The sequence below is a fragment of the Saccharopolyspora sp. NPDC045941 genome (assembly GCF_056431445.1).
The window spans coordinates 1-14,624 of the sequence record NZ_JBWKKU010000116.1 but is presented as its reverse complement, the minus strand read 5'-3'; the positions used below and the strand labels follow the sequence as shown (position 1 = coordinate 14,624).

Sequence of the window (14,624 nt, the reverse complement as noted above, 5' to 3'; positions counted from 1 at the left end):
CGTCCTGTGGGCCATGATCCGCGACCGACAGTGCTACCAAGATTCACCTCCCATCACTGCGGCGGCTTGACAACCCGATTGGGAAGTCCTTTCCGGATGATGGTGTCCCAGGGGATGACGCCGACGGAGTCCGCCCAGCGCTGCCAGCTGTCCGCGAGTTCGTCGACCAGCTCGGGCTGGACTGCGGCCAGGTCGTGGCGTTCGGTCCGGTCGGTCGCGAGGTCGTAGAGTTCCCAGGGGGAGCCGGCCTCGCGCACGATCTTCCACCGCCCGCGGCGGGCGGCGGCGTTGCCGATGTGCTCCCAGAACAGCGTGTGCTCACCGTCCTCGGGCTCGCCGCGCAGCTGCGGGAGCATCGACGTGCCCGGGCCGTCGGGCGGGGTGAGCCCAGCGGCGTCGAGAAGGGTCGGCAGCACGTCCGTGAGCTGGTGCGGGGTGTGCACCGGAGACCCGTCGGCCAGTGCGCCCGCCGGCCAGTGCGCGAGGAACGGGCTCGCGATACCGCCTTCGTGGACCCAACGCTTGTAGAACCGGAACGGGGTGTTCGACAGGTTCGCCCACGCCCGGCCGTAGCTGGCGAAGGTGTCATCGCCACCAGGCCAGATGCCGGGCTCGTTCCCGAGCCGCATGGGCTTGCCGTCGAGCGTGTGCTGGGGCTGGCGCTGCCGGAACTTCGGCGCATCGGCCGGCGGCATCTCCTCCGCGCACGCGCCGTTGTCAGCCAGGAACACGACGAGCGTGTCCTCAGCGACCCCAGACTGCTCCACAGTGGATAACACGTGACCGATGGCGCGGTCCATGGCGGTGACCTGCGCGGCGTAGACGCTCATCCGGCGTGCTTCCCACTCGTGGTCAGCGGCGTCGCACCACGCCGGCTCGTTCGGGTCGCGGTCGCTCAGGGTGGCCTCGTCACCGAGGATCCGTTCCTCCATGACGCGGGCGAATCGTCGCTCGCGCAGCACGTCCCACCCCTCGTCGAAACGGTCCTCATAGGACTGCACGTCGTCTTCGGGGGCGTGCAGCGGCCAATGCGGGGCGGTGAACGCGAGGTAGAGGAAGAACGGGTGGGCGGCTTGTGCCTGGCGTGCCACGAATTCCGCGGCGTGCCGGCCGATCGCGTCGGTGAGGTAGAAGCCGTCGCCGGGCGGCGGCTGCCGCTGCTCACCGGCGAACAGGCCGCGCGGGTGGAAGTAGTCGTCGGCGCCGCCGAGGATGCCGTAGAACTCGTCGAATCCGCGCCTGGTCGGCCAGGTGTCGTTGGGAACGGCGGTGTCGGCCGACAGGTGCCACTTGCCGGAGAGACAGGTGGCGTACCCGGCTTCGCGGAGCAGTTCGGCGACCGTCGGCACCGCCGGATCCAGCGACCCCGGGTAGCCCCAGGGTCGCTGGTCGTCGGTCAAGATGCCGACCCCGGTTTCGTGCGGATGCCGTCCGGTGAGCAGGCTGGCCCGTGAGGGCGAGCACCGCGCCGTGTTGTAGAAGCCGGACATCCGCACTCCGCGCCGCCCCAGCCGGTCGAGGTTCGGGGTGTCGATCTCGCCGCCGTAGCAGCCGAGATCGGAGAACCCGAGGTCATCGGCGAGGATCAGGATGATGTTGGTCAACGCGGGTCACCTCCCGCGGCCACCTGCGCGGCTTCGATCTGCTCGAGCGTCCGGCCCTTGGTTTCCGGCACCAGCGCGAGCACGAACACGCACGCGACCAGGCCCATCGCCCCGAAGATGATGAACGCCGTCCCGCTGCCCGCGGCGAGGAGGATCGGGAACACCAGCGCGAGCGTGAACGTCGAGGCGAAGTTGAAGATCTCCGCGAAGCCGAGCGCCGAGCCGCGCACGCTCAGCGGCAAGATCTCGGACACCACGATCCGCGTCGACGTCCCCCAGGTCAGCGAGTAGGTCGCTTTGAACACCACCAGCGACAGGATGGCGAGCACTCCGCTCACGCCCACGACGAGCCCGGTCGTCCAGGACAGCACCGCCATCACCGTCATCGCAGCGCCCATCACGAGCGCGCCGACGACAAGCAACGGGCGCCGGCCCCACCGGTCGATCACGCGGGTGGCGATGACCGTGAAGATGATCGAGACGATGCCGAAGCCGATCGTGTTGAGCAGCGCGGCCTCGTCGGTGAGCCCGATCTTCTTCAGGATGATCGGCGCGTAGTAGGTGACGGTGTTGATGCCCAGCAGCTGGGTGAGGATCGACAACCCGACGGCCACGAGCACGACGCGCCGCACACCCGGCCGGAACATCTGCCGCCACGACGGCTTCGCCCTGGCCAGTGTCTCCTGCATCTCGGCGAGCGCCTGGTCCACCTCGGCCTCGTCGACTTGGCGGGCCAACCCGGCCCGGGCCTCCTCCAGACGCCCGCGGGTGAGCAGCCAGCGAGGGCTTTCCGGCAACACCCAGATCCCGACGACGAGCACCAGCGCGGGCACGAGCGCGACCGCGATCATCCAGCGCCAGGCGTGCATCGGCGCGAGCGCGTACCCGACCAAATAGGACAGCAGGATGCCGGAGGCGATCATCAGCTGGGTCAGCGCGCCGATCCGGCCCCGGATGCGCGCGGGCGCGATCTCGGTGAGGTAGATCGGCACGGACACCGCGACGATCCCGATCCCGACCCCGATCACCGCGCGCCCTGCTATGAGCATGGGAACCGAGACCGCGAGCGAGCAGACCGTGATGCCGGCGCCGAAGACGAGTCCGGCGAAGAAGATCAGCTGCTTGCGGCCCAGCCGGTTCGCCAGCACACCGCTGATCACCGCACCGATGGCCGAACCCACCGACAGCGACGAGGACACGAGCCCCTGCGCTGCGGGCGTCAGGTGGAACTCCTCGGTGATGAACAACAGCGCGCCTGCGATGACGCCGTTGTCGTAGCCCCAGATCACGGCGCCGAGAGCGCCGAAGAAGTACACCCATCCGGGCCGTACGCCGGCTACCTGCCGACCGCTCGCCAACCGGGACGCGAGCTGACTCATACCGGAACCACCTTCGTTGGAGGACGGACGTCGCCTATGCTCTGTACTGTCCAAATTTTTTTTCTCGATTAGAGAAACTAACAAGACGACTAGCCGGGGACAAGACCGGCCGAGACGGGAGCATCCGGGGAATGACCAACATCCTGCTTGTCACCGCCGATGACATGGACGGCCGCACCCCCGGCGCTTTCGGCGGGGTTCCCGGTGCGACGCCCCGCCTCGATGCCCTCGCGGCCGAAGGCATGGTCTTCGACCGGGCTCACGTCGCCGCGGCCGTGTGCCAGCCCAGCCGGTCGGCGATCATGACCGGGCGCTGGCCGCACCGCAACGGCGCCGAGGGGTTCGAGCCGATCCACGACGGCGTCACCGTCCTCACCGAACTCCTCCACGACGCCCGGTACCTGTGCGGCATCCTGGGCAAGGTCGAGCACCTGCAGCCGGTCGAGCGCTTCGGCTGGGACCTGGTCCGCTCGATGGGCGAGCTCGGGCTGGGCCGCAACCCCGCCGCGTACGGGGCAGCCACCCGCGATTTCCTCGCCCGTGCCAAAGCCGAGGGGCGTTCGTGGTTCCTCATGGCCAACGCCCACGACCCGCACCGCCCGTTCGCCGGCAGCCGGCAAGAAGCGCAGAAGTGGACTCAGGAGGACCGCCGGAGGTATCCAGCACCGTCCCGGACCTTCGGCGCCGACGAGGTCGACGTACCCGGCTTCCTGCCCGATCTGCCCAGCGTCCGCACCGAGTACGCCGAGTACCTCTCCTCTGCCCGCCGCGGCGACGACGTCGTGGGCGCCGTGCTCGACGCGCTCGACGAGTCCGAAGTGGACGACACCCTCGTCGTGTTCCTGTCCGACAACGGCATGGCGTTCCCCTTCGCCAAGGCCAACTGCTACCTGCGGAGCAGTCTGACGCCGTGCATCGTGCGCTGGCCGGGAGTCACCGAGCCCGGCAGCTCCGACGCGGAGTCGTTCGTGAGCATGCTCGACCTGTTCCCCACCTTCTGCGCGGCCGCCGGGATCCCGATCCCTGACGACCTCGACGGACGCACGCTCGTGCCACTGCTGCGCGGGGAAACCCAGCCGGACCGCGGGCGCGTCTTCACCGTCTTCCACGAGACCGCGGCGAAGCGCCGTTACGAAATGCGGTGCACCCAGGACGCGCGGTTCGGCTACATCTGGAACGCCTGGTCGGACGGCGGGCAGATCTACCAGGCCGAGAACATGGAAGGGCTGTCGTGGCCCGCGATGCTCGCCGACCCCGGCTCTGCCGACCGAGTGGACTTCTACCTGCGGCGCGTTCCCGAGGAGCTCTACGACCTGGAAGCCGATCCGGACTGCGTGCACAACCTGGCCGGGAATCCCGCCCACGGCGACGCGCTGGCACAAGCGCGCTCGCATCTCGCCCGCTGGCTGAGGGCCACGGGAGATCCGCTCGAAGCGGCGTATCAGTCGGTCGCCGAGGCGTAGAAGAACGCCTCGAGCGCGGTGGCCGCCGCGCCGACGGTGCCCGCGTTCTCCCCGAACGAGGTCCGCCGGACCTGGAACGAGTCGCGCAGCAGCGGAAAGACGCGCTCCTGGGTCGCGGCCGCCAGGTCGGTCAAAAACGCGTCGGAGGCATTGGCGAGCATCCCGCCGACCACGATCAGCTCCGGGTTGAGCAGGTTGACCACGTTGGCCAGCCCTACGGCCAGCTGCGCCAGGAACCGGGCACGCACCTCGGCGACGGCCTCGGGGAACGATGCGCGGTCAATCACCGTCAGCGGGCCCGCCTTCATCTTCGCCTCCGACACACCGGCCTGGCGCAGTGCTTGCGCGAGCGCCGGCTCGGCGGCGACCGTCTCCAGACAGCCTCGGGCACCGCACGGGCAGCGCTCGCCGTCGGTGACGACCTGCACGTGCCCCAGCTCGCTCACCCCGTGGTGCCCGCCGAAGAACGGTTCGTCCTTGAGCACGAGCCCCAGCCCGACACCCGTCTTCGCATGCACGAAGGCGATGTCGCGAGCCTGGTGGCCGAACCGGTTCTCGGCCAGCGCCATCGCCCGGACGTTGTGGTCGGTGGTCACCGGCCGGTCGCACACCCGCTCCAACACGTCCGCGACCGGCACGTCCCGCCAGCCCAGGTTCACCGACAGCAGGTTCACCCGATGCTCGGCGTCCACCGGCCCCGGCGCCCCGACCCCGATGGCGATCACCTCGGCTCCTGCCGTGGCCAGCAGTTCGGCCCGGATCCGCTCAGCGACCTCGCCGAGCACTTTCCGCGCGTCCTGCCGCTCCGAGAAGTCGAAGGCGATCGACCGCTGCGGGCGCCCGAGCGCGTCGACCAGCGCAGCCCGGACCGTGCCGACGCCCAGCTGCACACCGCACACGGTGACCGCCTCGGGCACCAGCTGCAACCCGATCGCGGGCCGGCCGATCCGGGGCCCGGCGCCAGCGCTGGTCTCCGCCACGTAACCCCGCTCGAGCAGCGGCGCGACCGCCTTGGTCACCGTGGTCGGGGATAGGCCGGTGAGCTCCGAGATGCCGCTGCGCGACAGGCCGGGATGCATCCGCAGCAAGGTCAGCACGAGTCCCTCGTAACGACCACCAGCGGATCGCAGCTTGATCCTCTCGGCGCTGGTTCGGCCGGCTACTGTGCTCACGCAGGAGATACTACCGGTCGGGACAGATATTTTCCGCGCTGGAGAAACTAAGCGCGTGCATCGCAGGAGGGCCTCGAGCTGGAGCGCGTCTTCGGCGTGTTCCGCGTGATCCGGGTCTTCGACGGTTTACTCCATGAACGAACCGAGTACCTGCTGCTCGTCGGACTTCCGTGCTTCGACGACTTCTGGCCCGATTTCGTCGAGTTCGAAGGCCGCGCGGGCCAGTTGCCGCATCTGCTTCCGTCGCTGCGGTAGAGCATCTTCCGCAAGCACACCATGCGGCGTGCGCGCCAAGCGCGGCTGACGCCGTTCAGGGCCCCTCGACGCGCAGGCGCTCGATCTCGGCCTTCCACTCGGCGAGCGGCAGACCAACGATCGACGCATGCTCCGCCAGCCTGATCGCGTGCCCGAGGATCTCCACGAGCTCGCGCGCGTCGCGCGGATCTCGCGTCACCGCGAATGCCTGCCGCGCATGGCCGGCCATCTCCACCAGCAGTGGGGCCGCGTCGGCAGGGTCGCCCGAATTCAGCTCTTCCTCCGCGTGCAGCCCCAGCATGAAGGCAAGCCGGCTGTGATTGGCCGAGTCGTACGGGTGCCTCTCCGCCTGACGCCTGCGGACCTCTATGACCTGCTCACCCCAGACCTGCGCTTGGTCGTACCGCCGAATGCTCGCCATGAGCTCGGCCTTGCCGAAGTAAGCCTCGCAGACCAGCTCGGCGTCATCAGGGTCCGGCTCCTCGCCGTCCAGCACGAACGGGGAGAGGCGGTCGATGGCCTTGGACAACTCCGCGTCCGTAGCCGCAACGTCTCCGCGGTTGCGGAAAATCTTGGCGTCGAGCAACGCGACACGAGCGGCATCGCGAAGGTCGGCCTCGTCGTACACCGCCCCTGCACGGAGCCGTCCCTCACGTGCGCCGCGCTCTTCCTCGCCATGTCGCGGGCGTCCGCGAAGGGGCGGGTAGCACCCGAGCAGAACCTCGCGCTCCACCGGGCTCTCGCGCATTGACAAGTAGCCAGAGCCGAGCAGCAGCCGCTCCAGCGCGTCATGGCCGGTCTTGAACAGCCGCAGATGCATGTGCTGATGACGGGCCTCGCCGGGCAGCGTCGCCGTGACCTCGATGTCGAGGTCGGTCTTCTCCGAATCGACCAACTCACTGGCACGTCGCGCCTGATCGTGCAGGATGACCTGGAAGTGCGCCCGGTTCCCCGCCAGCTCGGCCAGGGCCGGGAGCTCAAAGGTCCGGCGCAGGTTGAGTCCTCCGGGCGTCCAGTCGGCCCCGTCGAACTCGAGGTGAAACTGGGTGGGGTCACTCGCGAAGGCCGGCGCCCTGATCGCCTGACCGAGCGGCGCGACCCGTTCCATCCAGCGCATCTTCCCGTCAACCTTGGCCTGGCCGGTACGGAAGTCACGGCGCGAAGGCTGCTCGAACGCCAACTCTGCCGGCCAGGTCGCAGCGCCCTCCCGAAAGTGCGCGAAGAAGAAGGACACCGGCGGGGTGAAGAGGTTGTCCTGCTCCACGACGAACCGGATCTCCAGTGTCTGTGACGCCGGGATCGCCCACGGATTCAGCGCGATGCCGACCTTCCGGATCGGCTCTGTGCGGAACCGCCTGAGCTGTTCGTCGATGTCCCGCATCGCCTCCGACGCGGCGAGCACCTGCTCACGCCCGGCGAGCATCCGGCGGAAGGCTCCGTCGATTTCCCGGCCGGATGCGGCCTCGTTGCCGAGGACCGCCCGGAGGATCTGCAGACCCACGTGCTCGGTATCGATGCCGTCCTCCGCGTCGATGCACACCAGTCCGTCGAGCCGGTCAGGAAGGTCGCACGGACGGAGGAGGATCGGTAACAGCCGTTGCCCACCCGCGACCGCCTCATCCCGTTCGAGCCGCACCCACTTCGAGGCAACCGACGACGGGGACAGCAGCACGCAGATCAGGTCGGCCCGATGAAGCGCGTCGACGAGTTCGGCATGCAGCCGCCCTGCGGGATTGATATCGAAAACGTCGAGCCAGAACTCGCATCCGCGCCCCGCGAGCAGACTGCGAAGCGCAAGAGCGTCGGCTCGGTCGTGCGAGGCATATGAGACGAAAATCGTCGGGCGCTGGGGCACCGAGGCAGTGTTGCGCATCTTTCACCACCACGTCCACGACGGATCGGCAAGCGCGAGATCATCCGCCGAGGCGCGTGAGGTCTACCAGGAAGATGTCGACCACATGCTGCGGCCGCCCGCGGGCTCCCCGGCGTCGACGGGCGGCCAGGACCAATGTTGATCAACCCCGGCGGGTGCTGACCGAGACGTTTCCTCTGTGGCGCTTTCGTTTTCCGGACCACCAGGGGTCATGGCCGTTGGGGCCTGGGATAGAGACTCCGTGAGTAGGAATCCCCGTGCCGTCGAGGTTGATGTGAGTCAACCGCGAGTCGTCTGGATGGGCCTACGAGCGCAGGCCATGACGGCGCGGAGCGGGCCGGCCGTCTTGAGGTGCACCACCCAGTTGTGGGCCACCGCTTGCGGAACTGATCTAGATCTGATGTCTTGATCTTGCCCCTGGCTTGCGCACCTAGGCTGCGCACGGCGAGTGACGCCAGAGGTAGCGGGGGCGGACGACCAGAACTTGCGTCCGCCCCCGCCTCTAACGATGAAGGGAGACATACCCCCTCCTAGAGGGGGAGCCTCTCGGAGCCAGAGCACGCCAGGAATGCGTCTCGCCGCGAACGATGTCAACTTGTGCTGCGCCGTGCGCTGGACCACCTCGCCCAAGCCGCCGCTCGCGTCGAGGCGATCGCGGCCGTCGAACGTCGCCTCGCGGATCTTCTTGACGAGCGGCACGCTGCCGTGGCAACACGCGCAGAATACGGGTTGATCCATGGCGAGCTGGGTGCTGACCACGTCCTCATCGATGATCACGACGAACCGGTGCTCATCGATATCGAGAGTGCGATGTTCTTCGACATCGAATGGGAGCACGTCTTTCTGGAATTGCGCTTCGGCGACAACTACCACCATCTCCGCGGTGACGACCTGGACGACGACCGGATGCGGTTCTATCGCCTTGCCATGTACTTGTCACTCGTGGCAGGACCCCTGCGGTTGCTCGACGGTGACTTCCCGCGTCGAGCGGCGATGCTCGGCATCGTGGAACAGAACATCGGTCGTACGTTGGGTCAGCTTTCCTGAGATCATCAGAGTCCGGACCCGTAGTGCGCAACCAGTTCCCGAGGCCCGGACGGCTCGGCCAGCAGCGTGCATCCGAATCGCACCATGCCACTCAGGCTGGCGCGCCACCCCAGGATGCGCGCGTCGACCAGCACCGTCCACTATGGATAATTTCGGCCACGAGCAAAGGGCGACGTTCTGCAATGTGGGCCGGGTAGGGAGCGTGCCGGTGGCGGCGAACTCCAGGCGTCGGGCCACGGAAACCGCCTGATCGGCAAAGCGCTCGTAAAACCGATCCGGTCGGGCGTGACTCGCTGGCGCGCACCACCACCCAGGACGAAGCGGTCTCGACGGCACACGAGCAACTCGTCCGCGACGGCGGCGGCGAACTGGTCATCCACGGCACCGACGGCACCATCCGCGACAAGCGCACCGTGCCGCCAGGCCACGACCCCTACCCGCCACCCGGCTGAAGCCGACCCCAGGGACCATGCTTCGCCGGGCCTCCCACCACGACGGGCTCGTTCGAGCGATGGCGGCGGTAACTCGTTCGTGCGGAATGTGCCCGGAATATGCCGATCACGCAGTCGAAGCCGCACCATGGCACTCCTGTCCCCTCGGCAAACCAGTGCGGCCCGGGGACACAGAACCCCTTTCCATCCTCCACGGCCCGCGCTAAGCGGCAGCTCTCGCCCTTCGCGACAACCTCGCGACGCCGCTTGCCCGGTCGATAGCTCTACCCGGGTCCGCCCACGGCCGCACAAGCGGTCTCACCGCACCACCGCGAGTGGGAGGCGCTGGCAGTGGAGATGCTGATCCATAGATTGTGTGCGCCATGCATGCACCGAGGAACGCTCGGGTAGCCAGAAAAAAGCGGCGTTCTATGAACGGTCAGCTCCGCATTGCGCATCAACCGGAAAGGACATCCGAGCCATGACGACGGCACGGGAGATCATGACCAGCGGCGCACAGTGCGTCCAAACCGACCAGACGGCGGCCGACGCCGCACGGATCATGGCCGAGCTCGGCGTCGGCGGCCTGCCGATCTGCGGACCCGACAACAAGATCAAAGGAGTCGTGACCGATCGCGACCTGGTCACCAAGGTCATCGCCAAGGGCCGGGATGCCGGCACGTTCCCGGCCGGCGATCTGGGCCAGGCGGAAGCGGTCACCATCGGCGCGGACGATCCGGCCGACGAGATCCTGCGGACGATGAGCCGGCACAAGGTCCGGCGCTTGCCCGTCATCGACGGTGATCAGCTGGTGGGCATGGTCAGCTTGAGCGACGTCGCACGATCGCTACCCCACACGGAGGTGGGCGAGCTGGTGGACACGCTCTCCTCCGACTGACAGACAGAGTACGCGGCACGAAACGCGGGCTGTGTGCGCCGACGTCAGAAAGGCTCGCCGGAGACCTCTCTCAGGTTGCGGACCTCCGTATGTGGCACTCTGCCACCCGGGCTCATACCTGTCCATCCGCAGCCGGGCCGCCTCAGGCTGCGGCCGCAGTTCTGCGTCCGGCACACGCTTGGCGGTGGGGTTACGTTGGCGTCGTGAGGGAGTACCTGAGCGCGGATTGCCTGGAGCGGGTCCGAGCGTGCGCGTTCGAAGCACTATCGGTCGACAATGCCGCCTCCCGGCACGTCGTGGCGACCGTGCGTACCAGGTACGGCCTCGCCGGGGTTTTGGAGATGTGCGGGTACTTCGCCTTGCTCGGCCATTACGAAGGGAGTGCGCCGATCTGCTTCGGTGACGAGGACGCGGCGGAATGGCGCCCTGAGCTCAGGTCCCTGCTCAACATCTACCGATTCGCGCTGGCAGTGCGGAACCAGGAACCGGATGCGGCCGACGCCATCTTCTCGGACGTAGTGCGGCTCGGAACGGGCGAACTGGACTCGTTCGTCGGCCACCTGCGGCGCTACGCCCGCGACGAGGTGCTCGGAGGATGCAAACCGTGCTGACGGGCCGAAGGCTTGCTCTTGCACGAGAGAACTTGCGGCCACCCCACGAATGTTGGTCGAACGAGAGCGAGACACGTTCCAGACGCCGAGCAATGAACGTTGGTGGACGGAGTTGGAAGGCCGGGCCAAGGTCGAAGCCATAGATGGCGACACCGGATTTTGGAATGATGGCAACGCGCTGGAGGCCTCTCTGCGCGAGGAACCGCCCCGGGTTCCGCCGCACTTCGGCTACGACGCGCTCGGGTCAAAACTCTTCGAGGAGATCACCGAGCTACCGGACTACTACCTGACCCGCGTGGAAGACGGTTTGCTGCAGCGGCATGCCGGGGCGATCGCGGACGAGCTCGGAACACCGTGGGTCGCCGAACTGGGCAGCGGCAGCGCCAAGAAGACACGAGTGCTGCTCGCCGCGTGCGCTGCTCGGCGTCGAACGACGTTCCTTCCCATCGATGTCAGCCGCGAAATGCTCGTCTCCAGCGGTGACGCGCTGGCCGCTGATTGCCGCGAGGTGACCGTGCACGGGTTGTGGGGCCGGTACGAAGCGGGGCTTCGCTGGATCCGCCGGCAACGTCGCGCGCCGGTCACGATGATGTTCTTGGGGAGCACGTTGGGAAACGCGACCGTCGCAGAACGCCACGCGCTGCTCGGGGAGATCGAGCGCACACTCGCACCTGGCGACCGCTTTCTCGTTTCGGCAGACCTGGTCAAACCCAAGCACGTCCTCGAAACCTGCTACAACGATCCGCCGGGCGGCTCCGCGTTCGTGCGGTTCCGCCTGAACCACCTGGCCCACCTCAACCGTCGCTTCGACGGTGATTTCCTGCTAGACCGCTTCCAGGCGCGGGCTCATTACAACGAACACACCCGCACGGTCGAAGGCCACCTCTACGCCACCGCGGAGCATGTGGCGGAACTGCGAGCACTGGACATCCGGCTGAAGTTCCGCGCAGGCGATTCGATCAACGTCGGATTTTCCGCGAAGTTCGACCCCGGGCGCTTCATCGATGAGATGCGCACCTTCGGCCTCGTCCCCCACACTCATTGGGTGGACGAGCGCTGGCAGTACGGCCTCTTCCTCTTCTACCGTCGCTGAAGGCCAGCGAACATCCAGGGGCCTATGTTTCGATCGCCGGACAAGGGGTATCAGGGCGGAGTGCCCCTCATCCGACCTCCCGGTGTCTACCGGGTAGCTCACGACACTTCGCTGCTGGCGGATGTCATGCACCAAGGCGGGTACGCCCGCGGACGGCGCGTGCTGGACGTCGGCTGCGGTACCGGTGCGCTCGCCCTTGAGGCGGCCCGGGCCGGGGCGGCATCGGTCATGGCGGTCGACCTATCTCTGCGGTCCGCAGTCGCAACGTGGCTCAACGCCCGGGCCCATCGAGCCTCGGTCAACGTTCGTCGCGGTGACCTTTTCGAGCCGGTGCGGGGCGAACGCTTCGATCTCGTGCTGGCCAATCCGCCCTACATGCCCGCGCCCACATCAATGCTCCCCCGCCACCGGATTGCTCGCTGCTGGGACGCCGGCATTGACGGCAGGCAAGTCCTCGACCGGATCTGTTCGGGGTCTGCCAAAGCGCTCAGGAGCGGCGGCACGGTCTTGATCGTGCAATCCGAGGTGTGCGACGAGCGCGCGACCCTGAAGCGCCTGGAGGGAGTCGGCATTCGGTCACAGGTGATCGCGCGATCGATCGTGCCGTTCGGCCCGGTGATGCGAACTCGTGCCGAGCTTCTCGAATCTCGCGGTCTGTTGAAGTCCGGCCGCCGCGACGAGGAACTCGTCGTCGTGGAGGGTTGCCGTGGCTGACCGCTCTCCCACACGCATCGAGATCACCGGCGAGGGGCCCGTGCTCATCCACGGCCCGGTCGAAATGATCACACCAGACGGACGTCGCGCGTGTTCCGAACGTGCGGTGACCGCCCTGTGCACGTGCCGCCGGAGTCGCCGCTACCCGATGTGCGACACCAGCCACCGCCGCTGCGCCCCGAACCGCCGGAGGAAGACCGATGACGACCAGAACGGGACCTCCAGAGATGATCGGCAGCACTGAGGAAGCAGAGTTACCGTCCCCACGTGGCCCGCTGTCATCCGCAGTCCTCGAAACGCTCCGCGGCAACCCGGCCCCGCCTGCGCCCCTGAACGAGACCGACCCCTACGGGCAAGACCTGCAACTCGCCCTCTACTGCCTTTACGAACTGCACTACCGCGGCTTCCGCAGTGTCGAATCGGAGCGGGAATGGGACCCCACGCTGTTGGTGTTCCGCCACGGGCTTGAACGAGTGTTTCTGACCGCCCTACGCGATGACGTCCCGGCCGGCGATGACGTGGAGGCCGAACTGCAAAGCGTCCTCGTCGAGCCCGCCGATGCGTGGGGGGTCACGCACCACCTCCGCCGCGACGGGCAGTTGTGGCAGTTGCGCGAGTACGTAGCGCACCGGTCGCTGTACCACCTCAAGGAAGCGGATCCACAGGCCTGGGTGATCCCCCGGCTCTCCGGGGCGGCCAAATCCGCTTTCGTCACGATCGAACACGACGAATACGGTGCCGGTAACCCCGAACGCATGCATTCCCACCTGTTCGCCAGGATGATGCGCGCTCTCGGCTTGGACGACCGGTACGGGGCCTACCTCGATTCCGCCCCGGCGGAAGCGCTCGCCGAAGTCAACCTGATGTCGATGTGCGGACTGCACCGCGGTCTTCGAGGCGCGTTGCTGGGGCAGTTCGCCACCGTCGAGCTCACCTCCTCGCCCGGCTCCGACCGGCTCGTCCAGGCGATGCGACGGCTCGGCTGCGGCCCGGACGCCATCGAGTTCTACGCCGAGCACGTCGAAGCCGACGCTGTCCACGAACAACTGGTGAGGCGGAGCGTCCTCGCCCCCCTGCTGGCAGCCGAGCCAGAACTCGCCTCCGATGTCGTGTTCGGCATCCGCGCCAGCACCCACCTGGGCGGCAAACTCGAAACGCTGCTGCTCGACCGATGGGCCAACGACGAGCGTTCTCTCCTGCCCCCGGCCGACCAGCAACCGCCGTAGTCGTAGTTGGCACTCGACGAGCGCAGAAGCGCCGTAACTCCCCGTCGGAGAGCTGAACCGGGGGGTGGTTGGTGAGTTTCGGACCTCGCGCCGGTCGGGTCGGCTTCTGCCGTGCGCTACGCCTCACCTGCACGCGAGGCCTTCAGCCGGCCCCGCGCGAGGGATACCGTGATGGCAGCCGTCCCGAGCAGCGAGGAAGCGAGACCCCGACTTGTCCTCGGCCCTTGCCCCGATGATCACGGCCACCGCCCGCTGGCTGACCACCGCCTACCCCGCGTCCAGCGGGGGCGCCTTCAGCCGCGCGCTGGTGGAGGCCCAGGCCGCGCAGGCCGCAACCGCGGCTGCCCTGCTTCGCTATCCGACCACCGTCGATGCCGACCTCGTCCTGATCGCCGGCCCCGGCGGGGCGGGCCGCCTGGACGCGCTGGTCGGCGGCGTCGCGACGGCGCACGACGACGCGGGCCAGGCGTGGCGGACCTGGGTCGACGAGGTGGTCGCCAGCTGGGCCGCCTGCCTGCTCGGGGACCCTGCACTGGCCACGACGGCGGTCGACGTGCTGGTCGACCACCACCGCTCCGCCTCGCCGGACCAGTTCCTCCGCCTCACCGGCCCCGGCGACCGGGAACTGGGCGCTGCGACCCTCCTGCGCCACCCGGACCTGCTGGCCCCAGTGGCGGACCTGCACCGCGGCGTGCTCCTCGAAGCGTTGGACGTCGACACCTCCAACGCCGCCTGAACGGCAGCGCCGCAGCGCGATCAACGGTTCCGACCGGACAGCGCGTCCCTCATCCGGTCGATCATCCCGACGCCCGGGTCCAGGATCATGTTGGCCGGCGGCCGGTCCGGCGCCGAGGGGTG

The 14,624-nt window shown here is 68.0% G+C and carries 14 protein-coding genes and 2 pseudogenes; 11 read left to right on the top strand and 5 right to left on the bottom strand.

The window, feature by feature from the left end:
• Positions 1–53: 53 nt before the first annotated feature.
• Complete coding sequence (locus AC07FN_RS44590) at positions 54–1,604, bottom strand: arylsulfatase (protein WP_478401150.1); 1,551 nt, start codon at positions 1,602–1,604, stop codon at positions 54–56.
• Complete coding sequence (locus AC07FN_RS44585) at positions 1,601–2,983, bottom strand: sugar porter family MFS transporter (RefSeq protein WP_478401149.1); 1,383 nt, start codon at positions 2,981–2,983, stop codon at positions 1,601–1,603. Before AC07FN_RS44585 ends, AC07FN_RS44590 begins: the two co-directional genes overlap by 4 nt.
• 131 nt (positions 2,984–3,114) lie before the next feature.
• Between AC07FN_RS44585 and AC07FN_RS44580 the strand changes: the two genes are divergently transcribed.
• Positions 3,115–4,446: a sulfatase family protein gene (locus AC07FN_RS44580; protein WP_478401148.1), complete on the top strand. Its 1,332-nt coding sequence runs from the start codon at positions 3,115–3,117 to the stop codon at positions 4,444–4,446.
• Here the strand turns inward: AC07FN_RS44580 and AC07FN_RS44575 are convergent.
• Entirely contained in the window at positions 4,425–5,618 is a 1,194-nt protein-coding gene (locus AC07FN_RS44575) for an ROK family transcriptional regulator (protein WP_478401147.1), read from the bottom strand. The genes AC07FN_RS44580 and AC07FN_RS44575 overlap by 22 nt on opposite strands.
• Before the next feature lie 96 nt (positions 5,619–5,714).
• Here AC07FN_RS44575 and AC07FN_RS44570 point away from each other — a divergent pair, with 96 nt between their 5' ends.
• Positions 5,715–5,873 (top strand): hypothetical protein, encoded by a 159-nt coding sequence (locus AC07FN_RS44570; protein ID WP_478401146.1) that lies wholly within the window; start codon positions 5,715–5,717, stop codon positions 5,871–5,873.
• A gap of 55 nt (positions 5,874–5,928) precedes the next feature.
• Here the strand turns inward: AC07FN_RS44570 and AC07FN_RS44565 are convergent, their stop codons facing one another.
• Positions 5,929–7,746 (bottom strand): toll/interleukin-1 receptor domain-containing protein, encoded by a 1,818-nt coding sequence (locus tag AC07FN_RS44565; RefSeq protein WP_478401145.1) that lies wholly within the window; start codon positions 7,744–7,746, stop codon positions 5,929–5,931.
• Between the two features lie 591 nt (positions 7,747–8,337).
• On the opposite strand from AC07FN_RS44565, the pseudogene AC07FN_RS44560 reads away from it, so the two are divergent.
• A pseudogene (locus AC07FN_RS44560) lies at positions 8,338–8,793 on the top strand (phosphotransferase family protein); the annotation flags it as partial.
• Positions 8,794–8,988: 195 nt separating this feature from the next.
• Here the strand turns inward: AC07FN_RS44560 and AC07FN_RS44555 are convergent.
• Positions 8,989–9,066, bottom strand: a pseudogene (locus AC07FN_RS44555) (phosphate transport system regulatory protein PhoU); the annotation flags it as partial.
• A 20-nt stretch (positions 9,067–9,086) separates the two neighbouring features.
• On the opposite strand from AC07FN_RS44555, the gene AC07FN_RS44550 reads away from it, so the two are divergent.
• The 8 genes from AC07FN_RS44550 to AC07FN_RS44515 all read left to right on the top strand — a co-directional run bounded on the left by AC07FN_RS44550 (position 9,087) and on the right by AC07FN_RS44515 (position 14,502).
• Positions 9,087–9,245 (top strand): DUF2188 domain-containing protein, encoded by a 159-nt coding sequence (locus tag AC07FN_RS44550; RefSeq protein WP_478401152.1) that lies wholly within the window; start codon positions 9,087–9,089, stop codon positions 9,243–9,245.
• 460 nt (positions 9,246–9,705) lie between these two features.
• Positions 9,706–10,122 carry a CBS domain-containing protein gene (locus AC07FN_RS44545; protein ID WP_478401144.1) on the top strand — a complete coding sequence of 139 codons (417 nt, stop codon included), beginning with the start codon at positions 9,706–9,708 and terminating at the stop codon, positions 10,120–10,122.
• Positions 10,123–10,325: 203 nt separating this feature from the next.
• The gene (locus AC07FN_RS44540) at positions 10,326–10,733 is read left to right on the top strand and encodes a hypothetical protein (protein ID WP_478401143.1); all 408 of its coding nucleotides are present in this window, start codon (positions 10,326–10,328) and stop codon (positions 10,731–10,733) included.
• 112 nt (positions 10,734–10,845) lie between these two features.
• Positions 10,846–11,826: an L-histidine N(alpha)-methyltransferase gene (locus AC07FN_RS44535; RefSeq protein WP_478401142.1), complete on the top strand. Its 981-nt coding sequence runs from the start codon at positions 10,846–10,848 to the stop codon at positions 11,824–11,826.
• 24 nt (positions 11,827–11,850) lie between these two features.
• Positions 11,851–12,540 carry a HemK2/MTQ2 family protein methyltransferase gene (locus AC07FN_RS44530; protein ID WP_478401141.1) on the top strand — a complete coding sequence of 230 codons (690 nt, stop codon included), beginning with the start codon at positions 11,851–11,853 and terminating at the stop codon, positions 12,538–12,540.
• Positions 12,541–12,604: 64 nt separating this feature from the next.
• Entirely contained in the window at positions 12,605–12,784 is a 180-nt protein-coding gene (locus tag AC07FN_RS44525; RefSeq protein WP_478401151.1) for a CDGSH iron-sulfur domain-containing protein, read from the top strand.
• A complete protein-coding gene (locus tag AC07FN_RS44520; RefSeq protein WP_478401140.1) occupies positions 12,741–13,766 on the top strand; it encodes an iron-containing redox enzyme family protein in 1,026 nt (341 codons plus the stop codon). Before AC07FN_RS44525 ends, AC07FN_RS44520 begins: the two co-directional genes overlap by 44 nt.
• A 232-nt stretch (positions 13,767–13,998) precedes the next feature.
• Entirely contained in the window at positions 13,999–14,502 is a 504-nt protein-coding gene (locus AC07FN_RS44515; protein ID WP_478401139.1) for a hypothetical protein, read from the top strand.
• Positions 14,503–14,624: the final 122 nt, after the last annotated feature.

Excerpts from the sequence above, each read along its gene's own strand:
- AC07FN_RS44565 (WP_478401145.1), bottom strand. The coding sequence starts at position 7,746 with ATGCGCAACACTGCCTCGGTGCCCCAGCGCCCGACGATTTTCGTCTCA.
- AC07FN_RS44580 (WP_478401148.1), top strand. The coding sequence starts at position 3,115 with ATGACCAACATCCTGCTTGTCACCGCCGATGACATGGACGGCCGCACC.
- AC07FN_RS44520 (WP_478401140.1), top strand. The coding sequence starts at position 12,741 with ATGACGACCAGAACGGGACCTCCAGAGATGATCGGCAGCACTGAGGAA.
- AC07FN_RS44515 (WP_478401139.1), top strand. The coding sequence starts at position 13,999 with ATGATCACGGCCACCGCCCGCTGGCTGACCACCGCCTACCCCGCGTCC.
- AC07FN_RS44585 (WP_478401149.1), bottom strand. The coding sequence starts at position 2,983 with ATGAGTCAGCTCGCGTCCCGGTTGGCGAGCGGTCGGCAGGTAGCCGGC.
- AC07FN_RS44525 (WP_478401151.1), top strand. The coding sequence starts at position 12,605 with ATGATCACACCAGACGGACGTCGCGCGTGTTCCGAACGTGCGGTGACC.
- AC07FN_RS44530 (WP_478401141.1), top strand. The coding sequence starts at position 11,851 with ATGTTTCGATCGCCGGACAAGGGGTATCAGGGCGGAGTGCCCCTCATC.
- AC07FN_RS44545 (WP_478401144.1), top strand. The coding sequence starts at position 9,706 with ATGACGACGGCACGGGAGATCATGACCAGCGGCGCACAGTGCGTCCAA.